This is a genomic window from Rhodococcus yunnanensis NBRC 103083 (assembly GCF_001895005.1).
Taxonomy (GTDB): Bacteria; Actinomycetota; Actinomycetes; order Mycobacteriales; family Mycobacteriaceae; genus Rhodococcoides; species Rhodococcoides yunnanense.
In genome coordinates this window covers 469,746-489,955 of sequence record NZ_BCXH01000001.1, presented here as the reverse complement: position 1 = coordinate 489,955, position 20,210 = coordinate 469,746, and the positions used below count along the sequence as shown (strand labels likewise).

The window sequence follows — 20,210 nt, the reverse complement described above, 5'->3', positions numbered from 1 at the left end:
GCCTACAGCCGCGCTGCCAGTGCGCCGACGCGCTCGATCAGGTCGTCGAAGAATGCGGCGGGATCGGTCGTGGTCGCGATAGCGGCGTTGTGCGGCCGACCCCACATTCCGCGGCGGTCGGCGACAGTGGTTCCGCGAGTGAGTGTTCCGTTCAACTCGACGTCGACCGTCGCGAGACGGTACGTCGCGATGTCGGGGTTCAGTGCCACCGCCGCCGCGAACGGATCGTGCATGTGCGCCAGGAATCCCTGATCGTGATCGCGGTGGAATTCCATGTAGAAGCGGACAGCGTCCGAGAAATGTCGCACGAGGGGATTCGACGCCGTCGACCGAGTAGCGGACGAATCCCTCTCGGCAATGAGCTCGCGTGGAATGCTGCCCGCACGCTCGGCGAGTCGAGCGATGTGGTCGGGGTACATCTCGATGGTTTCGGTGATGTCGAGTGGACACACGATCGGCAATCGATCCTGCGGTACGACGGAGAACGCTGCGAAGACCTCCGATGCGGCTTCCGGGTCGACGGCGATGTTCCATTCGCTCGTCGGCGTCGTATTGCCCGGGTGCTCGAATGCGCCGCCCATCAGGACCAGACGTTTCAGCAGTCGCGGTAACTCTGGGTCGATCCGTATCGCGTTGGCGAGGTTCGTCAGTGGGCCCGTCACGAGGCCGGTGACCTCGCCCGGGCGTCCGCGAACGATCTCCACCCACGCGGTCGCCGCATCACGCGCGGACAGTGGCCTTCTCGACACCGGAAGCTCCGCATACCCGATGCCTTGCGGGCCGTGTGTGTCCTCGGTCGTCATCAACGGGGCGACGAGTGGTGCCTGTGCGCCGAGTGTGACCTCGATGTCACCGGCGCCGCAGAGGTCCAGCCAGGCGAGGTTGTTGGCAGCGACCTGATTCACCGGGACGTTGCCTGCGGTCGATGCGATCGACAGAATCTCGGCCTCGGGGCTGGACAACAGATAGAGGAGTGCGAGCGAGTCGTCGATGCCGGTGTCGACGTCGACGATGAGAGGCACGCGCATGGCTGGCGGCAACGAATGGCTGTGAGTTCGCACCGACCCATCGTGCCCGTCGGTGCACGGCACTGCCCGGTCGGGGTGTCCGGTCGGCGTGGGCGGGCGCCGCCGCAACCCATGCGTCCGAAATGCCCGAAAAGTGCGAATTACCAACAGCGCGAACCGAGTTCGAAATACCGACCGGTGACCTGCGTGAACGCACACGATATCGAGGTTTCGACGCGGATGCAGTTTGATACGTGGTATTTATTTTGGCTAACGTTTGGTAAATGACGGTTGCAAAGGACTCGGATTCATCCCAGATGCCACCGGACGACACCCGGTGGGGACACGGCCATGTCCAACATCTTCGGCGCGGAGCGTTCGCCCGGCGGATGCATCGGAAGCCGACACTCACCGAGGATTCCATCACGGTCGTCGACCAGCCGATGCTCAAGCGTGCGGTGTCGGCAGCAGCTCTCGGCAACACCATGGAGTGGTTCGACTTCGGTGTCTACGGTTACCTCGCCGCGACGCTGGGCAAGGTGTTCTTTCCCGACGCATCACCCGGCGTTCAGCTGATCAGCACCTTCGCGACATTCGCCGCCGCATTTCTGGTGCGTCCACTCGGTGGTCTGTTCTTCGGGCCCCTCGGTGATCGGATCGGTCGGCAGAAGGTCCTGGCCGCCACGATGATCATGATGTCGATCGGTACGTTGGCCGTCGGACTCATTCCGAGCTACGCGACCATCGGTATCTGGGCTCCGATTCTGCTGCTGGTCGCGCGACTCGTTCAAGGGTTCTCCACCGGCGGTGAATACGGCGGCGCAACGACGTTCATTGCCGAATACTCACCGGACAAACGCCGCGGATTCCTCGGAAGTTGGCTCGACTTCGGCACTTTCGTCGGCTACGCCATGGGCTCGGGACTCGTCACGATCCTCAACGCCGTCCTCGGTGATGCGACGATGGTCGAATGGGGTTGGCGCATACCGTTCTTCATCGCAGGGCCGATGGGCATCATCGGCCTGTATCTGCGTCTCAAGCTCGAGGACACCCCCGCTTTCCGTAAGCAGCTCGACGACCACGAGAACAAGGTGAAAAAGCAGGAGAGCGGCGGCAAGGAGATCGGCAAGATCTTCACACAGCATTGGCGCGCGTTGCTGATCTGCATGGGAATCGTGCTGCTCTACAACGTGTCCAACTACATGGTCACGAGCTACCTTCCGACGTACTTCACCGAGGTGGTCGGCCGCACCCAGCTGAGCGCCGATCTTCTGGTGCTCTCCGCGATGGTCGTCGTCGTGTCGATCATCGTCGGCGTCGGACGCCTCACCGACTGGATCGGCCGAAAACCGGTCTTCGTCTTCGGTGCCGTGGCGCAGATCGTGCTCGCGATACCGTGTTTCGTGCTGATCCAGCAAACCGGGTTCGTCGGACCGCTGATCGGGTGCCTGATTCTGGGAGTCATCCTTGCCTGCTTCGCGGCGCCGAGCGCCTCGACGTTGCCCGCACTGTTCCCCACGAGAGTGCGTTATGCGGCGCTGTCCATCGGATTCAACCTCTCGGTGTCACTGTTCGGCGGCACGACGCCCCTCGTGACCTCGGCACTGGTCTCGACGACGGGTAGCACGATGATCCCGGCGTTCTATCTGATGCTCAGCGGCGTGATCGGTCTGGTGGCAGTCGGTTTCCTGAAAGAATCGGCCACGCAACCACTCGAAGGATCCCCTCCTCAGGTCGACTCGCCGACAGAGGCCAAGACGCTCTACGACGAGGTGTCCGCGCTTCCGGCGCCGGCGTCCTGATCGGCCGGTTCGCCGGTAGCGGCGTCGTCACACCTTCTTGGCCCAGATCTCGAAGCCTGCATCGGTCAGGCGCGTGACCAGAGCGTCGCCCAGCGCGGTGGCGGGGGTCAGTACGCCTGCGGCGTCGGGCAGATCGCTTCGATTGTGCACCAGCGCAAGCGCTGACTCGCCGAGCATGACCGAGGTCGCCTTGTATCCAGGATCTCCCTGGGCCTTCACGCGGGACCGATAGTGTGCCCCGGTGGTCGTGGTCGTGTAGATGTCCATGGTGAAGCGACCGGCCTCCTGCGCCTGCGCGCTCGGACCCGCGCCCGGCTTGGGGAGAATACGGTCGAGAAGCTTCTTCGGGGCCACCGTCATGACGACGATCGCTGCGCCCAGAGCTGCCGACACTGCTCCGGCGATCACGGGCGACGCGAAGGAATGACCGACCGACATCACCTCGCGATAGCGAAACTGCTTGCCGTAGGCCCAATCCCGCAGAGAATTGCTTCGTCGCACCACACGAGTGTTGTACGAGGCCATGAAGAACGGCGCTTTCCAGCCGTCGACTCCCGGCGCGATGTCCTTGCCGTTGACCAGTGCCACGTCCGACTGCCGTCCCAGGTCGGGTTCGAGACTGCGGTCCGGGCTCAACGAGTAGGGGCGCGCCGCCAGTCGACGAGCTCGGCTGTCGTTCTTGACCGTCTCGATCTGTGTGCGCAGCGAGTCGATCGTTCCACCGCTCGTGCCACCCTTGAGCGAGGTGACGACGAGCGTAGTGTCGGTGAGCTCGCCTGCATCGTCGGCTGCGACTGCTGCATGGAGAACGTGAACGCCGAGATCCGAGGGGATGGAGTCGAAACCACAGGAATGGACGATTCTGGCTCCGGTCCGCTGCGCGATCTCGTGATTGGCGTCGATGCTCTCGCGGGCGAACAGCACCTCGCCCGTGAGATCGACGTAGTCCGTGCCGGCTTCGGCGCATGCCGTGGCGAGGGGAAGTCCGTACTTGGCGTACGGACCCACCGTCGTGATGACGACACGGGTGCTCTCGGCGAGCGTGCGGAGCGCGTCCACATCGGATGCATCCGCCTCGAGCAGCGGCCACTCGCTGGCAGCTGCCGGCAACTGGCGACGTGTCGACTCGAGCTTGGTACGCGAGCGCCCGGCGAGCGCGATTCGTGTGTTCTCCGGAGCGTTCCTGGCCAAATAGTCTGCGGTGATGCTGCCGACGAAGCCGGTAGCACCGTAGACGACGATGTCGTATTCGCGTTGCGAAGTCATGTACTGGACAGTAACGCGGATGTCTGTCGGAGTCGACGAGCTCGGCTGCGCGTAGGGCTAGGACAGGCGAAGGGGCGACCGCGAGTGCGCGCGCAGATACACGTATCCGGTCCACGAGACGATGACGGCGCCGGCTGCAAGCAGGCGAACCAGGCCAACGGCGCTCTCGGGGTAGACGACACCGGTCAGGTAGTGCGCGATGAATCCCGTCGACGGAAGCGCGGAGTCGCCCGCCTGTGTGCGTGCCCAGTTCTCCAGTGCGGTCAGTGGACAGTCGATTCCGACGACGATCGAGGCGAAGCCCCACGCAGCCGCGCACAAGTGCAACCAGATGGTTCGCGGGAACCGCCACGCGAGAAATCCACCCGCCACGACATACGCGATGAATGCCAGGTGCACCACCACGGTCAGATCGGCGAGAGCTCGAAAGAGCATGGCTCGATCGTATCCCTCAGACTGCCCAGGTGTGCACCGGACTGCCCTCGTCCATCAACGTGACGTAGTCGCCCAACATGCCGGCCAGCGCTGCATCACGTGAGTCCCCGGCGCGTTCTCGGTCCACCACCGCGTTGCGCTGCCAGACCGAGCCGGATACCTTGCGCAGGCATCGGCCCTCGATCACGCCGAGGTAGCGATCACGAACGCTGCTGTCGACCCCGTATGCAGCTAGACCCGCGTCGGCCATCGGCAACAGACGACGCAGGACGAGTTCCTGTGGGCTCACCCATCCGACCTCGGGCCAGTACAGACGTGCATCGAAGCCGCTGCGTGCCGCCGAGTGAAGATTCTCGACGGCGGCGTCGTACGACATCTGGGTCCACAGCGGCCGATCCGCCTCGGCGAGGGTGCGCAGCGTCCCGTAGTAGAACGCGGCATCGGCGAGGGTGTCGACGACCGAGGGGCCTGCTGGAAGCACTCGGTTCTCCAACCGTATGTGGTGACCGCCGCCCGTCCGATCGTAGATCGGCCTGTTCCAGCGGTACACCGTTCCGTTGTGCATACGGAGCTCCGACAGATCGGGGGTTCCACCCTGTGCCAGAACCTCTTTCGGGTCCTCGTCGCTGCAGACCGGCAGGAGCGCGGGGAAGTAGCGCGAATTCTCCTCGAACAAATCGAAGATCGACGTGATCCAACGCTCCCCGAACCAGACCCGCGGTCGCACACCTTGGTTCTTGAGCTCCTGCGGCCTCGTGTCCGTCGCCTGTTCGAACAGCGGTATTCGGGTTTCGTGCCACAACGCGCGGCCGGCCAGGAACGGTGAGTTCGCCGCGAGCGCCACCTGGACTCCCGCGAGAGCCTGCGCACCGTTCCAATATGCCGCGAACTCGTCCGGTGCGACCTGCAGGTGCAGCTGAACCGATGTACATGCCGCCTCGGGGAGGATGGTATCGGTGATGGTCGACAGATCCTCGGGTGCGGCGGCACCGGGGAGCCGGACCCCCGAGATCTGAAGCTCGATGTCCTCACCGCGCGCGGCGAAAATCTGTTGATTGAGCAGGTCGTAACGGGGGTTCGCAGACAGCCACCGATGCTCGAAGTGCTTCTCGGTCAACGTCGGAAGCATCCCGATCATCACAAGCCTGCTGCCGGCCCTGCGTGCTCGCTCGTTCGCCGAGTTCAGCGACCGACGTAGATCGGCTTCCAGTACCGAGATGCTGTCGCCGTGCAGTGGTCGGGGTTCGACGTTGATCTCGATGTTGAACTGGCCGAGCTCGGTCTGATAGTCAGGATCGGCGATGGCGTCGAGGACGGTTGCATTCGCCATCGCCGGCGCCATGTCGTCGTCGACGAGATTGAGTTCGACTTCCATGCCGATCTTGGGCTCGCCCACGTCGAAGGTGTTGTCGGCGAGCATCGTGCCGAGCGCGTCCAGACAATCCTGGACCTTCTGCCGGAATCGGTGACGATCCTGGCGGGTGAATTTTCTCTGCTCGACGTCCTCGCCCATCGTGACCGCCCTGTGTCCTCGCCCCGTGTGTTGCTCGAACTCACTCGTATATCCGTGAGTATCGCAGGACAAACGTGGGCGGGGGTGTCAGTCACCAGGGAGAGGGCTGATAGTCCTTGAGGAACTGGCCGTACAGGTCGACTCCGAGCTCGCCCTGCACGATCGGGTCGTAGACGCGCGCAGCACCGTCGACCAGATCCAGCGGCGCGTGAAAGCCCTCGTCTGCCAGGCGCATCTTCGTCGGATGAGGACGCTCGTCGGTGATCCACCCGGTGTCGACCGCGCTCATGAGGATCCCGTTGTCGAGCATTTCCTTCGCGCTGGTTCGAGTCAACATGTTCAATGCTGCTTTCGCCATGTTGGTGTGGGGGTGACCAGGGCCCTTGTACGCCCGGCTGAACTGACCTTCCATCGCCGAGACGTTCACGATGTATTTCCGACGTGCCGACGACGCCTCCATGGCGCCTCGCAACCGGCTGACGAGGATGAACGGGGCGACCGAGTTGCAGAGCTGCACCTCGAGCAGTTCCACCGGATCCACCTGTTCGACCGTGTGAATCCAGCTGTTCGATCCAGCCAGGTCGGGTACCAACCCGCCCGCGTCGATCGCGATTCCCTGCTCGATTCTCTCGGCGGTAGCCGAACCGGCAACGAGCGCAAGGGAACTGACGGCTTCGGCGGTCAAGGCTTCGGTGCCGGGAACCGCACCGACGGCGGTGCCGGGCAGCGAACTGGCCAGGGACGCCGGATGCGCGTCGCTCGTCTTGCCGAACGTGATCACGTCGGGTCGAGTTCCGGCCGGAAGTGCTTCGGTTTCGGCGTCGATCAGAGCGCTGTAGGAACCGGCGGAGCGCTTGACCGTTTGCGCGGCGTTGTTGATCAGGATATCGAGTGGACCTTCGGCGGCGACGGAGTCGGCAAGTGCCACTACCTGTGCCGGATCTCTGAGATCGATGCCGACGATGCGTAGCCGGTGCAGCCACCGATCGCTGTCCTCCATCGCGCTGAAGCGGCGGATCGCGTCGTTGGGGAACCGCGTGGTGATGGTGGTGTGCGCGCCGTCGCGAAGCAACCGCAGCGCGATGTACATGCCGATCTTCGCGCGCCCTCCGGTCAACAGTGCACGGCGACCGGTCAGATCGGTGGTCGCATCCCGCTTGCTTCGGTTCATCGCCGCGCAGTCGGGGCAGAGCTGGTGGTAGAACGCGTCCACCGAGGTGTACCGCTGCTTGCAGATGTAACAGGGCCTCGGTCGGATGAGCGTGCCCGCGAATTCCCCGGTCGTGCGTGCGGTCAACGACAGTCCGGCTGTTTCGTCGTCGATTCGATCCGGCGAGCCCGTTGCAGTCGCAGCGACGACAGCACGATCGGCTTCGGATTTGGAGTTGCGGGCGGCGATGCGCCTCGATCGCTTCAGGTCCTTGAAAAGCTGTCCCGAGGCGCGTTGAACGACAATGGAATCAGGATGATTTTTATCCAGGGTTCCGGCCAGTTTCAACACTCGAAGGCACGTCTCGAGATCGGCCGAATCGATACCGGTCGTCTCGACGTCGTCGTCGTTCATCATTCGTCTCCTTCCGGACCGAGCCTCTTCTCGACGAGACTCGGCACGCCCTACAGAGCCGCTCAGGGCCCTACAACGACGTAGACCCCGATTCCAGAGGAATCGGGGTCTACGTCGTCTGTCTCAACTCAGAACTACTCGATCTATGATCGATCTCTGGTGTCCGAGGGGGGACTTGAACCCCCACGTCCGTTAATAGGACACTAGCACCTCAAGCTAGCGCGTCTGCCATTCCGCCACTCGGACCAGTTGTGCACGGGCATGCACGTACATCTGTTCTGTTGTTCGCACGCCTGCTCGCTGCGTGCTGGATAAAGATATCCGATAGGTTCCCGATCGCCCAAATCCGCACGTCAGTTCAGCCGCGAGCCCGGACTGGGTGGTAGGAAAGTGTGGTGTCTTCAGCTGAGAACTCCGCAACTGCACCTGTCCGTACGACGGCGCTGAACGAGGTCGTCGACCTGGTCAGCGCCTTGATTCGATTCGATACGTCCAATACCGGCGAACTAGAGACGACCAAAGGGGAGAAGGAGTGCGCCGAGTGGGTGGCGCAGAAGCTTCAGGAGGTCGGGTACGAGACCGTCTACGTCGAATCGGGTGCCCCGGGCCGCGGAAACGTGTTCGCCACCCTTCCCGGATCCGATCCCGCCCGCGGAACCCTGCTGATCCACGGTCACCTCGACGTCGTACCGGCAGAACCTGCCGACTGGAGCGTCCATCCTTTCTCCGGCGCAGTCGAGGACGGGTACGTGTGGGGCCGCGGCGCGGTCGACATGAAGGACATGGTGGGCATGGCGCTCGCCCTGGCCAGGCAGTTCAAGTCGAACGGGACCGTCCCGCCGCGCAACATCATGTTCGCGTTCCTCGCCGACGAGGAGAACGGTGGCAAGTGGGGCTCGCAGTGGCTCGTCGACAATCGGCCCGACCTGTTCGAGGGCGTCACCGAAGCAGTCGGTGAAGTCGGCGGATTCTCGCTGACCGTCGCGCGTCCGGACGGCACCGAGAAGCGCTTGTACATGGTCGAGACCGCGGAGAAGGGGCTCGGCTGGATGAAGCTGACGGCGAAGGCCCGCGCCGGGCACGGATCCTTCCTTCACGACGAGAACGCAGTCACCTACCTGGCAGAGGCGGTTGCGAAGCTGGGCAATCACACGTTCCCACTGGTGATCTCGGATTCCGTCGCCGAATTCCTGTCCGCTGTCGCCGAGGAGACCGGGTTGGATTTCGATCCGAAGTCCCCAGATCTCGACGGCACACTGCAGAAGCTCGGGAGCATTGCGCGAATAGTCGGCGCGACGTTGCGGGACACCGCGAACCCGACGATGCTCAAGGCCGGTTACAAGGCCAACGTCATCCCGCAGACAGCGGAAGCGATGGTCGACTGCCGCGTCGTGCCTGGCCGCCAGGCCGAGTTCGAGCGTGAGGTCGACGAACTGATCGGACCGAACGTCGAACGCGAATGGGTCACCAAGCTCGATTCCTACGAAACGACGTTCGACGGGCACCTCGTGGATGCGATGAACGACGCCGTCCTCGCGCACGACGAGAACGGACGCACGGTGCCGTACATGCTGTCCGGCGGTACCGATGCAAAAGCATTCGCGCGGCTGGGAATTCGATGCTTCGGTTTCGCGCCGCTGAAGCTGCCGCCGGAGCTCGACTTCGCCGCACTGTTCCACGGCGTGGACGAGCGGGTTCCCGTGAGTTCGCTCGAGTTCGGTACACAGGTGTTGGAACACTTTCTGCTCCACAGCTGATAGCGACTGTTTCCTCGAAAGGACTTTCTCGATGACGCACGACCCGTACGACGCACTACCCGAACTGCCGTCCTTCGATCTGACGTCCGAGGACGTCAGGGACGGTGCGACACTCGACACCCAGCAGGTCAGCGGAATCATGGGGGCGGGTGGCCACGACAACTCGCCGCAGCTGTCGTGGTCCGGATTCCCCGAAGGCACCAAGAGCTTCGTCGTCACGGTCTACGACCCCGATGCGCCGACGGCCTCGGGGTTCTGGCACTGGGCGGTGGCGAACATCCCGGCGACGACGACGTCGCTGGTGTCGGGCGCAGGCGACGACGGGGGGACCGGCGTGCCGAGTACGGCCGTCACCCTGAAGAACGACGCCGGACTGTTCCGCTACATCGGTGCTGCACCGCCCGCAGGCCACGGCCCGCACCGCTACATCTTCGCGGTACACGCCGTGGACGTGGAGAGGCTGGAGGTCGACGAGACGGCGACACCTGCCTACCTCGGATTCAACTTGTTCTCGCATGCGATCGGCCGTGCCAAGCTGACTGCCGTGTACGAGGCGTGATCGACGGTGAAGGTCGAGAGGCACATCGCGCCTGTCGACCTTCACCGCTATCGGGTTTCGGAACCGACGGCGTCGCTGATCGAGGTAAAACCCGATGCGCGCAGCCGGGCGGCAATTCCCCGGTTGATCGTGCGCATCCAGAACGGGCCACCGTAGATGAATCCGGTGTATCCCTGAACGAGCGACGCACCTGCGACGATTCTTTCCCACGCTTGGTCCGCTGTTTCGATACCACCCACCGAGATCAGTGCGATCTGCCCGCCGACGCGGCCGTGCAACCGGCGCAGCACCTCGAGGGACCTGTCCGCCAGTGGCGCCCCCGACAGCCCGCCCGCGCCTGCGGAGACCACGACGGTGGAGTCGGTGGACAGTCCTGATCGTGCGATCGTCGTGTTCGTCGCCACGATGCCGTCCAGGCCGAGTTCCACGGCGAGATCGGCGACCGCGTCCACATCGTCGTCGGACAGGTCGGGCGCGATCTTCACGAGCACCGGAACGGTCACCGCGTTCTGCACGGCCACCAGGATCGGTCGGAGCGACTCCACAGCTTGGAGGTCACGAAGACCTGGTGTGTTCGGTGAGCTGACGTTCACGACCAGAAAGTCGGCCAACGGTCCGAGAAGTGTTGCGCTCGCGGTGTAGTCGGCGGCCGCATCAGCTGCAGGTGTGACCTTGGTCTTGCCGATGTTCGCACCGATCGGGACGCCTCCGCGTCGGTTGCGCAGTACGCCCGCGGCAGCGCCGGCGCCGTGATTGTTGAAACCCATGCGATTGACGAGCGCCCGGTCGTCGGGAAACCGGAACAGGCGTGGTGCAGGATTGCCGGGTTGGGCCCGAGCGGTGACGGTGCCGATCTCCGCGAAACCGAATCCGAGTGGACCCCAGGCGTCGACGCCGTCGGCGTTCTTGTCGAAACCCGCGGCGAGTCCGAGGGGCGCCGGGAATTCGACGCCGAACACCGTGCTCTTCAGCGCCGGGTCGTCGACGACGAGGATTCGAGCCAGTATTGCCCGGAGGGGCGGAATGGATGTCACCAGTCGCATCGCGCCGAACGCGAGGTGATGAATCCTCTCCGGCGGGATGAGGAACATCAACCGAAGCAGTACGCGGTACAACGAATGACCCACAGTTCTTCTTTCCATCTAGATTCCCGGTTGCGGGACGTGATGTGCCGTCTTCTTGCGCTTGAGGAGAACTCGCCGGCTTCCGTCGGTGTACAGGCGTACGCGAGAGAGTTCCCATCCACCGAACTCCGCCTGAATTGCCAGGCGCATGGACGCCGTCACTCGGGTCACGTCAGGAGGGAGTCGAAGCGGGATGTACTCCCAGTCCTCCGAGGTCAGATCCCAATCGGACGGGATGCGTGTACGACCGTTGTTGTTGTTCGGCACCGTGGGAATCGCCTTTCTCCGTTGCCGGCGAGCGAAGCGAAATCCTCGCCTGCTCTATTGCCCTCCAGGAACCGAGATCCGCTGAAGTCCGTCTCCAGTGGCCGACCCGATGTACAGATCGCCGGTATCGCTGTCGACCGCTATCGAGTCCGGTTGTCGTACCGTCGGAAACCTGCTCACCTCGACAGGAATTCCCGTGTCCAACGTGTACCCGACGACCTCGTTGGTCGCGGGCAGGCTGATCCAGACGACATCGGAGTTGTCATCGTATGCGACGGCCCACGGCTGCGCACCGACCGGAAAGCGCTGTCGCAGGAGCAGGCTCTCGGACGAGTACACCAGTAGTTCTTCGCCTGCGGCATCGGTGACGAGGACCCTGCCGAATCGATCGGTGTCCAGCTCGGCTGCGCCTTCACCTGCGCGTAGCGCGAGGCCGAGAGAGTCGTCGTCGACCTTCACCTCGGTGAGCGAGGTCTGATGGCGGTCCAGCGCCGTCAGCCCGTACTGCGTCGACGCCAGCGAGTCCACCGACGTCAGACCGCTGATCGTGTGAGATTCACTACCGTCACTGCCCAGGACGTGCACGGTTCCGCGATCGTCGCCGGCAGCCAGTTGCCCGTCCGGAAGCTCGACGGCACTGAGCAGACGTGCGTCCACCGCGATGGAGTCGACACCGGATGTGCGGAGATCGACCTCGAGCAGCGCCTTGTCCGTGGGCAACAGGACGGTTCCGTCTCGGCCGTCGGCGATGCTCGTCGCCGCACCGGGCAGCTCGATCACACGGGGCACCACGGAGTCCGACGTCGCGTCGACCGGGAACACCAGAAGTGACGAGTAGTCGTCCGCGAGAGCGACGACGGAGCGCGTATCGGCATCGAATGTGGTGGAATGCATGCCGGAGGGGGAATCGGTGATCGTTCCGGCGGGGGCCGTCGCAGCGACGGGGGAGTCGATACCTGTCAGTGGCTCGACGCTGACCGTGTCGGTGTCATCCGAACTGTCGTCCGAGCATCCGGCGGCCATCAGAATTGCCGTAGTCGCGGCAACGACTCCGACCATCCTCCACGGCGTTCGTGCTTCTCTCATCGATTCGTCTGCTCCTGAGGGCGTTCGTGTGCTGGCGCGGGGCGTCGATCGAAACCGACTTTCTCGAGACCACACTGCCTGATGCCCCTGGAACGGGTCCCGGCGGACCACCCCAGTGGTTTCGGGAGCAGGTAGCGGTACCGTGTTCGCGGGGAAACAACGAGGAGTCGAGTTGGCAACCGAAGAGTGCTCGTCCCATACAGGCGCTTCACCCCGATCCAGCGCGTCGCAGTGTTTCGACGTCGAGCAGGTCACCACCGGATCCCATGCGAACGGCTTCGGTAGAACAGACGATCGACGCGCCTTCGCGTTCAGGGTTCACAAGAGCACCCTCTACGTCGAGATATACCGCGCGGATCTGCTCGATCCGGTTCCGGACAAGTCGGATGTCACCGCTGTTGCCGAGCAGTCGGTGACCGAGATCGATCTCACAGACGAACGCAGCGTCGTGGCCGTCGTCCGGGATGCGGTCCTCAACGCCGTCGAGCTGGACAGTTCCCAGCGTGACAGCTCGCCTGTCCGCTCGTTTCTGGGACGCGTCGGCTCGTTGATCGAACACATCTAGGTCCTGGGCGCCCGGGCATCGCGAACCGGGAGAACGAGAAGTTCGCCGGTGACCGGATGGTCGAACACTTCGATGGGATGGCCGTACACATCGGAGAGCAGAGTCGCGTCGAACACCGAACGCGGTTCGCCGGTCGCCACCACCCTTCCGCCGTTCAGAACCGTGACCCGATCGGCGTAGGCCGCCGCCAGCCCGAGATCGTGCAACACGACGGCGACGGCGCTCCCGCGGCGAGCACGGGTGCGCGCCACCTCCATCACCGTTTCCTGGTGACCGAGGTCGAGGGCGGCGGTCGGCTCGTCGAGCAGCAGGGACGCAGTGCCCTGTGCGAGCACTCGCGCGAGAGACACGCGGGCGCGTTCGCCGCCCGACAAGCTGGAGAACGGGCGCTGGGCGAACCGGAGGACATCGCACTCCGCCATGGCGGTGTCGATCATCGAATCGTCGTCGTCCTCGCGAGGTGTCCGATGCCACGGCGACCTGCCCATACGGACAACCTGTTCGACGGTGAACGAGAAACCGACGGTGTGCTGCTGCGGCAACACCGCGCGGCGACGGGCGATCGACGCGTCGGACCACGTCGCCAGCGGACGCCCGTGCAGTTCCACGATTCCTGCCGTCGGCTCGACCTCGCCGGCGAGAACGCCGAGCGCGGTGGACTTGCCTGCTCCGTTCGGACCGACCACCGCCAGAACCTCACCCGCCACGACGTCCAGGGTCACTCCGCTCAGCACAGTGCGGGAAGATCTCACAGCGTCGACGCCGGACGCACGAAGTGTGATCTCACCTGCGGTTGCCGGGGGAACATGGTCCTCGGTACGGCCGAACAGCCTCATGCCCACCCGCCTTGCCTGGCTCTCGTTCGACGCAGCATCCAGAAGAAGAACGGCGCGCCGACGAGCGAGGTGATCATTCCCAGCGGCATGTCCACGTTCGGCACCAGGTTTCGCGCGATGAGGTCCGAGCCCAGTAGCACGACCGCGCCGCCGAGAGCGCTGGCAGGGATCAACACCCGGTGTGCTGGACCGACCAGCATGCGCATCAGATGCGGGACGATGAGGCCGACGAACAGCACGATGCCGGTGAATGCGACCCCGGACGCGACGAGAACCGCCACAATGACGATCGCGAACTGCCGGAGCCTCTCGACATCGACGCCGAGATGACGGGCAACGTTCTCGCCGAGAGCGAGGAGATCCAATCGGCGTGCAATGGCGATCGATGCGGTGATCCCCACCACCGCCAACGGAGTCACGACGTACACGGCCTGCCATGTCGCTCCAGCGAGAGAGCCCAGCTGCCAGAACACGATCTGATCTCGGGCAGCGGGGGACGCGACGAAGGTGAAGAACGCGATGAGACCACCGGCGAAGGCATTGATCGCCACGCCCGTCAGGATCAACGTCACGACCTCCGTGCGGCCACCACCGCGGGCTAGCAGATACACCAGAACGGTGGTGATGAGCCCGCCGAGAAATGCCGCCGTCGCCACCGACCAGACTCCGGCGAATGCGCCGCCGAGAACGAACACCGACGACGCACCGACTGCTGCACCCGACGACACCCCGATGACGCCCGGTTCGGCGAGAGGATTGGCGAAGACTCCCTGCAGCAGTGCTCCCGCGCATCCCAGGCTGGCTCCCACCACTGCACCCAGAGCGATTCTGGGGAATCTGACCTGCCACAGCGTCACATCTCCACTGGGGTGCGCGGGCATGTGGCCGAAGTTCAGCCCGAGTCGATGGGCGATGCTGCCCAGTACTTCGAGTGGCGTCGTCGGCACCTGGCCGGTGCAGGCCGAGATCATCGCGAGCACGACCACCAGCAGCACGAGAACACCGAACACAGCCGACACACGGGTGCGGGAGTCGCCCGCCGTCATGAAGCCGGTGTGTAGACGGCTTTCGCCAACGCGTCCAGCACTTTCCCGGTGTTCGGACCAAAGCTGAGAATCACCCCGTCGGCCATGTCGACCACCCGTTGTGTTTGCCCCGCGGGTGTCTGTGCGATCCCCGGAACCTGCTCGAGACCATCGAGACCGCCGATCGAGTCGAGGCCCCCCGTCATCATCAGGATGACGTCGGGTGCAGCGGCGATGAGCGCCTCGCTCGTGATCGGGACGAACTGTTGGGTAAGCCCCGACGTCGTTCCCGCGTCCTCCGCGCCGAGGGCGGCCACCAGTGCATCGGCACCGGATCCCGGTCCCGCCAGCATCTTGATCGCAGGTCCTCGCATGTACAGGAACGCGATCTTCAACGGTTCGGCCTCGCGTGGCACCAGGGCCTTGGCCTGCTCGATCTCCGCGGACGTACGCTCCGCGAGACGGGTTCCCTCGTCGGGAACCCCGAGGGCCTGCGCGACCGCATCGATCTGCTCGCCCACCCCGTCGAAGGTCCGGCTCGGATCGAAGTAGACGACCGGAATGCCTGCGGCACGAAGTTGATCCTGCACCGCGCGCGGGCCGATGCTGGTGTCGGTGAGCACCACCGTCGGATTCAGGGCGAGAATGCCTTCCGCGCTCAGCGAATGCCCGCCGGGTGTGACGTCTGCCACCTCGGCGACAGCGGGAAATTCGGCCGAGGTGTCACGTCCGACCAGACGGTCGCCGAGGCCGAGTGCGTACACCGTCGTCGCGAGCGTTCCGTACTGATCGGCGGCCACGATGCGGCTGGTGTCGGTCACGGTGACGTCGACACCGTCGAAGCTCTTGGCAGTCACCGGAAGCGCGGATACGGGCGCTGCCGCGATGGGTTCGGGATCCGGGTTCTCGATCACTGCTGTCCGTGGGCCGATGGACTCGGAGTCGCCACCGGTCGCAGTGTCCGAGTCCGGGGCGCCGCACCCGACGAGCATCACCGACAGCGCCGCCGCGAGCGATCCGAGAGCGATCCTTTTCGCGTTCACGCAGACAAGGTTAGCCTGTGCAGGGTCAGCTGCTGACGTCGTCCAACGCCGAGGTGATCGCGGCGGGGAGCTCCAGATCCTCGGCGACCAGCACTCCGGTCAGCTGTGCCAGATCACGCGCTCCGACGATTGCCGAGCTGACACCGGGGCGGTCGCGGGCCCATGCGAGCGCCACGGCGAGCGGGGACGTCTTCAATCCGCTCGCCGCGGTCACCGCAGCGTCGACGACGTTCTCGGCAGCGTCGGTCAGGTAGTTCGCAATGGAGTCGGCGTGCAGATCGTCCGCGCCGCGCGAGTCCGCGGGCGTGCCTTTGCGGTACTTGCCGGTGAGCACCCCGCCGGCAAGCGGAACAGCCGCCAGAACTCCCACTCCGTGGTGCGTTGCCGCGGGGATCAACTCGTCTTCGATTCCGCGTGCGAGCAACGAGTACTCGGCCTGGGTGGCGACGACCCGTCCTGCACCTGCAGCCCCTGCTGCCGTGGCAAGTTGCCAGCCGAGATATCCACGGGCGCCGACGTATCGAACCTTGCCGCTCGACACGGCGTAGTCGAGCGTGGCGGCGATCTCGTCGACCGGGGTGGCCGAATCCCACGCGGCGACCTGCCAGAGATCGAGATAGTCCGTGCCGAGGTCGCGGAGGGTCTCGTCGAGCTGGGAGAGCAATGCTCGACGTGAACAATCTATGGAGAAGCTTCCGCCGCGTGAGGTGACACCGGCCGCGCCGCTGACGATGAGTTCACGCCGTGGAACGACGTCGTCGAGTACCTCCGCGAGTACTCGTTGGGCTCGACCATCGCCGTACGCGGGCGACGTGTCGACGAGCGTTCCGCCCGCTTCGGCGAACGCCGCGATCTGGCCTGCCGCGTCGTCTCCGTCGGTACCGCTGCCCCAACCGAGTGTGCCGAGCCCGAGTCTCGACACACGAAGGCCGCTTGAGCCGACAGATCTCTGCTTCATATCGTTCGAGGTTTCCTAACATCAGTAGTCCGAGCAGTGCCGCCCGAGGTTCGAGAGCATCATCGGCGCCAGGTGAGCAGAGTAATGCGCGCGCGGCGGCGGTGCGAGTGTCGGTCGGCCGCGGCGCGGCGCGGCGGGTACGGTCGTGCCCGTGATGAAGGTCGGCGGCTCGAACCGCACTCGTGATCAGACCCTACGGTCCGCTGCCGCGGCGACGGAGTTCGCTCGGTGATCGGCGAGTCGATGACCTGGCTCCAGGCAATCGTTCTCGGTGCAGTTCAAGGCGTCACCGAGTTCCTGCCGATTTCGTCCTCCGGACATCTGCGCATCGTGTCGAGCGTCTTCTTCGGCGACGATGCGGGTGCATCCTTCACGGCGGTGACGCAGCTCGGAACCGAAGCCGCAGTTCTGCTGTTCTTCTGGCGCGACATCGTTCGCATCGTCCGCGCATGGTTCGCCGGTATTCGCGATTCCGCCAAGCGCGACCTCGACTACCGCCTCGGCTGGTACGTGATCATCGCCACCATCCCGATAGGCGTGCTGGGATTTCTGTTCAAGGACCAGATACGCACAGGAGCCCGCAATCTGTGGCTGATCGCCACGATGCTCATCGTGTTCGCGATCGTCATCGCGGTCGCCGAGTACGTCGGCACCAAGCGTCGTCCACTCGAGCAGATCACCACGAGGGATGGCCTCGTCATGGGCGCCGCACAGTGCCTTGCGTTGATCCCCGGAGTCTCGAGATCGGGTGCCACGACGAGCGCTGGACTGTTCACGGGCCTCGAACGTGAGGCCGCCGTGCGGTTCTCGTTCCTGCTCGCCATTCCGGCCGTGACCGCCTCGGGTCTCTTCTCGCTACCGGACGCCTTCGAACCCGTGGGAGAAGGTCTGAACGCGTCGGGTGCTCAGCTGCTGGTCGCCACGGTGGTGGCGTTCGGTCTCGGCTACGCGTCGATCGCCTGGCTGCTGAAGTTCGTGGAGAACCACTCGCTCTACTGGTTCGTCGGCTACCGCATCGTGCTGGGTGTCGGAGTGATGGCATTGCTGTCGGCCGGCGTCGTCTCGGCGACGTGACCGTCGTCCACTCGTCGGAACCCACTACTAGGCTTGCGGCATGACGGTGATCTTGCTTCGACACGGCCGGTCGACTTCCAACACGGCGGGCACGCTTGCGGGTCGTTCGGTCGGAGTGAGTCTCGACGACCGAGGAACGGAACAGGCAGCGCTCGTCGCCGAACGTCTGGGATCGCTGCCGATCGAGGAGATCGTCCGGTCGCCGTTGCAGCGGTGCGAGCAGACCGTCGAGCCGCTGGCGTCACGTCGTGGGCTGACCCCGGTCGTGGAGGACAGGTTGCTCGAGGTCGACTACGGATCGTGGACCGGGCGGCCAATCAAGGAGCTTCTCGGTGAGCCGCTGTGGAAGGTAGTACAGCAGCACCCATCCGCCGCGGTGTTTCCCGGCGGCGAAGGGCTCGCGCAGGTCCAGGCGAGGGCAGTGGCCGCGATTCGTGAGCACGACGCACGTCTGGCCGAGGAATACGGTCGTGACGTTCTCTGGGTGGCGTGCACCCACGGCGACGTCATCAAATCGATTCTCGCCGACGCACTGGGGTGTCATCTCGATTCGTTCCAACGGATCGTGGCCGATCCGGCATCTGTGAGCGTTGTGCGGTATACCTCGACCAGGCCGTTCGTGCTCCGTACCAACGACACAGGGCTCGATCTTTCCGGGCTGGTACCGGCGACCCCGGCGGCTGCGACAGCAGGTGCCGAGACCGGACCGGAATCTCAGGCAGGCTCGGACTCCGACGCGGTTCCGGGCGGAGGTTCCGGAACGTAGGCGAGCCGATAGCGGATAATGAAGGTGAAGGATCCGAAACTGCGGTTCCTTGTACGTTGCGAAACCCAGGAGGTGCAATGCCACGCGCAATACATGTTTTCCGCACCCCTGATCGATTTGTCGCGGGGACCGTGGGTGAACCGGGCGACCGATCGTTCTTCCTCCAGGCCGTTCACGAGGCCCGCGTCGTGTCGGTCGCGCTGGAGAAGCAACAGGTGCAGGTCCTCGCGGACCGCATGGGTCTGCTGTTGGACGAGGTCCACCGTCGATTCGGCGCCGATGTGCCGCCCGAGGAGACATCGTTGGGCGATACGAGTCCGCTGTTGACTCCGATCGACACCGAATTTCGGGTGGGGACGATGGGGCTCGGGTGGGACGCCGACGCCAATGCCGTCGTCGTGGAACTGCTGGCGGTCAGTGAGACCGAGGTGGACGAGTCGGTCGTACTCGACGACACCGACGAGGGCCCCGATGCCGTTCGCGTCTTCCTCACCCCGATCCAAGCCCGCGAATTCGCGCTGCGTTCCGAGCGCGTCATCGCGGCAGGGCGCGCACCGTGCCCGCTCTGCGGCCAGCCCCTCGCGCAGGAGGGGCACACCTGTGTCCGCTCGAACGGGTATCGACGGGACGCGTCGTTCGGTTCGCCGTCGGAATTGGGCGACGAGCTTTGATCGAAGACAGGCCGCTGTTCGCGGGGCGCTCCGTGATGGAGAACGGTGAGCTGACCGTCATCGGACGAGTGGTGTCCGCAAGCAACGCGACCCTCGTGTGCGAGGCGGTGCTGAACGACGAGGCGGTGCTGAACGACGAGGCGGTGCTGAACGACGAGGCGGTGCTGAACGCAGACGGGTCGGCGGAACCGTCGGCGCCGGTGCGCTGCGTGTACAAGCCGATCCGTGGTGAAGTTCCGTTGTGGGACTTTCCCGACGGAACACTTGCCGGTCGGGAGATCGCCTCGTTCGAGATATCCGACGCGCTCGGGTGGGGTGTCGTTCCCACGACGATTCTGCGGGACGGTCCCTTCGGGCCCGGCATGGTGCAGCGGTGGATCGATACTCCCGAACGACACGGTGAAGACGGCTCGCGTATCGATCTCGTCGATATCTGCCCGCCCGACCTGGTGCCATCGGGCTGGATTCCGGTCCTTCAGGCCTACGACGGTGACGGCGAGGAAGTGGCGCTGATCCATGCAGACGACCCACGGTTGCAACGCATGGCGGTCCTCGACGTCCTTCTCAACAACGCCGACCGCAAGGGCGGTCACGCACTCGAAGGTCTCGACGGGTACGTCTACGGGGTCGATCACGGCATCTGCCTGCATTCCGAGGACAAGCTGCGAACGGTTCTCTGGGGCTGGGCAGGGGCAGCCGTCGACGACGCACTGATGAGCGATGTCGTCGTGTTCGTCGATTCGTTCGCCACCGCGGTGGAACCTCGTCTGCGCGATCACATCACCGAGCACGAGATCGAGGCTCTGCTCGATCGTGCCCGAGCGTTGATCGCGAAGCCCGTCATGCCCGAGCCTCGATCCAGCAGGCCGATACCGTGGCCCGCTTTCTGATT

The 20,210-nt window shown here is 64.6% G+C and carries 20 protein-coding genes and 1 tRNA gene; 8 read left to right on the top strand and 13 right to left on the bottom strand.

Translation table 11 applies throughout. The annotated features are described in order from the left end of the window. Positions 1-2 precede the first annotated feature (2 nt). Entirely contained in the window at positions 3-1,028 is a 1,026-nt protein-coding gene (locus RY1_RS02145) for a nucleoside hydrolase (RefSeq protein ID WP_072801848.1), read from the bottom strand. A 263-nt stretch (positions 1,029-1,291) separates the two neighbouring features. Here RY1_RS02145 and proP point away from each other — a divergent pair, with 263 nt between their 5' ends. Next, a complete protein-coding gene (gene proP / locus RY1_RS02140) occupies positions 1,292-2,809 on the top strand; it encodes a glycine betaine/L-proline transporter ProP (RefSeq protein ID WP_245819462.1) in 1,518 nt (505 codons plus the stop codon). Positions 2,810-2,836: 27 nt separating this feature from the next. Here proP and RY1_RS02135 read toward each other — a convergent pair whose 3' ends face one another. From RY1_RS02135 to RY1_RS02115, 5 genes are all read right to left on the bottom strand, one after another. Beyond that, a complete protein-coding gene (locus tag RY1_RS02135) occupies positions 2,837-4,075 on the bottom strand; it encodes a saccharopine dehydrogenase family protein (protein ID WP_072801847.1) in 1,239 nt (412 codons plus the stop codon). Between the two features lie 57 nt (positions 4,076-4,132). Then, positions 4,133-4,510 (bottom strand): DUF2784 domain-containing protein, encoded by a 378-nt coding sequence (locus RY1_RS02130; protein WP_072801846.1) that lies wholly within the window; start codon positions 4,508-4,510, stop codon positions 4,133-4,135. A 16-nt stretch (positions 4,511-4,526) separates the two neighbouring features. Beyond that, positions 4,527-6,023: a glutamate-cysteine ligase family protein gene (locus RY1_RS02125; protein WP_072801845.1), complete on the bottom strand. Its 1,497-nt coding sequence runs from the start codon at positions 6,021-6,023 to the stop codon at positions 4,527-4,529. 91 nt (positions 6,024-6,114) lie between these two features. After that, the gene (locus RY1_RS02120; protein ID WP_084727132.1) at positions 6,115-7,590 is read right to left on the bottom strand and encodes an SDR family oxidoreductase; all 1,476 of its coding nucleotides are present in this window, start codon (positions 7,588-7,590) and stop codon (positions 6,115-6,117) included. A 154-nt stretch (positions 7,591-7,744) separates the two neighbouring features. Beyond that, positions 7,745-7,833 (bottom strand) — tRNA-Leu (locus RY1_RS02115). 146 nt (positions 7,834-7,979) lie between these two features. Here RY1_RS02115 and RY1_RS02110 point away from each other — a divergent pair. Beyond that, positions 7,980-9,344 carry a M20/M25/M40 family metallo-hydrolase gene (locus RY1_RS02110; protein WP_371829430.1) on the top strand — a complete coding sequence of 455 codons (1,365 nt, stop codon included), beginning with the start codon at positions 7,980-7,982 and terminating at the stop codon, positions 9,342-9,344. Positions 9,345-9,375: 31 nt separating this feature from the next. Then, positions 9,376-9,903, top strand: a complete 528-nt coding sequence (locus RY1_RS02105; protein ID WP_072801844.1) for a YbhB/YbcL family Raf kinase inhibitor-like protein — start codon at positions 9,376-9,378, stop codon at positions 9,901-9,903. A 47-nt stretch (positions 9,904-9,950) separates the two neighbouring features. Here RY1_RS02105 and RY1_RS02100 read toward each other — a convergent pair whose 3' ends face one another. Genes RY1_RS02100 through RY1_RS02090 form a run of 3 tightly spaced genes read right to left on the bottom strand, consistent with a single transcriptional unit; the run spans position 9,951 to position 12,380 of the window. Next, positions 9,951-11,018 (bottom strand): quinone-dependent dihydroorotate dehydrogenase, encoded by a 1,068-nt coding sequence (locus tag RY1_RS02100; RefSeq protein ID WP_072802249.1) that lies wholly within the window; start codon positions 11,016-11,018, stop codon positions 9,951-9,953. Between the two features lie 27 nt (positions 11,019-11,045). Beyond that, positions 11,046-11,294, bottom strand: coding sequence for a DUF5703 family protein (locus RY1_RS02095; RefSeq protein WP_072801843.1), 249 nt, complete (start codon positions 11,292-11,294; stop codon positions 11,046-11,048). Between the two features lie 54 nt (positions 11,295-11,348). Beyond that, positions 11,349-12,380, bottom strand: a complete 1,032-nt coding sequence (locus RY1_RS02090; protein ID WP_072801842.1) for a YncE family protein — start codon at positions 12,378-12,380, stop codon at positions 11,349-11,351. A 172-nt stretch (positions 12,381-12,552) separates the two neighbouring features. Here RY1_RS02090 and RY1_RS02085 point away from each other — a divergent pair, with 172 nt between their 5' ends. Continuing rightward, a complete protein-coding gene (locus RY1_RS02085; protein ID WP_072802248.1) occupies positions 12,553-12,945 on the top strand; it encodes a hypothetical protein in 393 nt (130 codons plus the stop codon). Here RY1_RS02085 and RY1_RS02080 read toward each other — a convergent pair. The 4 genes from RY1_RS02080 to RY1_RS02065 form a co-directional block, all read right to left on the bottom strand. After that, positions 12,942-13,781 (bottom strand): heme ABC transporter ATP-binding protein, encoded by an 840-nt coding sequence (locus RY1_RS02080; protein ID WP_072801841.1) that lies wholly within the window; start codon positions 13,779-13,781, stop codon positions 12,942-12,944. The two genes, RY1_RS02085 and RY1_RS02080, sit on opposite strands and share 4 nt — an antisense overlap. Then, positions 13,778-14,827, bottom strand: a complete 1,050-nt coding sequence (locus RY1_RS02075) for a FecCD family ABC transporter permease (RefSeq protein WP_072801840.1) — start codon at positions 14,825-14,827, stop codon at positions 13,778-13,780. Before RY1_RS02075 ends, RY1_RS02080 begins: the two co-directional genes overlap by 4 nt. Then, complete coding sequence (locus tag RY1_RS02070; protein ID WP_072802247.1) at positions 14,824-15,798, bottom strand: heme/hemin ABC transporter substrate-binding protein; 975 nt, start codon at positions 15,796-15,798, stop codon at positions 14,824-14,826. The genes RY1_RS02075 and RY1_RS02070 overlap by 4 nt, the downstream gene beginning before the upstream one ends. A 76-nt stretch (positions 15,799-15,874) precedes the next feature. After that, positions 15,875-16,807, bottom strand: coding sequence for an aldo/keto reductase (locus tag RY1_RS02065; RefSeq protein WP_072801839.1), 933 nt, complete (start codon positions 16,805-16,807; stop codon positions 15,875-15,877). 231 nt (positions 16,808-17,038) lie between these two features. Between RY1_RS02065 and RY1_RS02060 the strand changes: the two genes are divergently transcribed. The 4 genes from RY1_RS02060 to RY1_RS02045 all read left to right on the top strand — a co-directional run bounded on the left by RY1_RS02060 (position 17,039) and on the right by RY1_RS02045 (position 20,208). Then, complete coding sequence (locus RY1_RS02060) at positions 17,039-17,881, top strand: undecaprenyl-diphosphate phosphatase (protein ID WP_174565321.1); 843 nt, start codon at positions 17,039-17,041, stop codon at positions 17,879-17,881. Positions 17,882-17,921: 40 nt separating this feature from the next. After that, positions 17,922-18,647: a histidine phosphatase family protein gene (locus RY1_RS02055; protein ID WP_072801838.1), complete on the top strand. Its 726-nt coding sequence runs from the start codon at positions 17,922-17,924 to the stop codon at positions 18,645-18,647. Between the two features lie 77 nt (positions 18,648-18,724). Continuing rightward, positions 18,725-19,318 (top strand): DUF3090 domain-containing protein, encoded by a 594-nt coding sequence (locus tag RY1_RS02050; RefSeq protein ID WP_072801837.1) that lies wholly within the window; start codon positions 18,725-18,727, stop codon positions 19,316-19,318. A gap of 35 nt (positions 19,319-19,353) precedes the next feature. Further along, positions 19,354-20,208, top strand: a complete 855-nt coding sequence (locus tag RY1_RS02045; protein ID WP_072801836.1) for an SCO1664 family protein — start codon at positions 19,354-19,356, stop codon at positions 20,206-20,208. Positions 20,209-20,210: the final 2 nt, after the last annotated feature.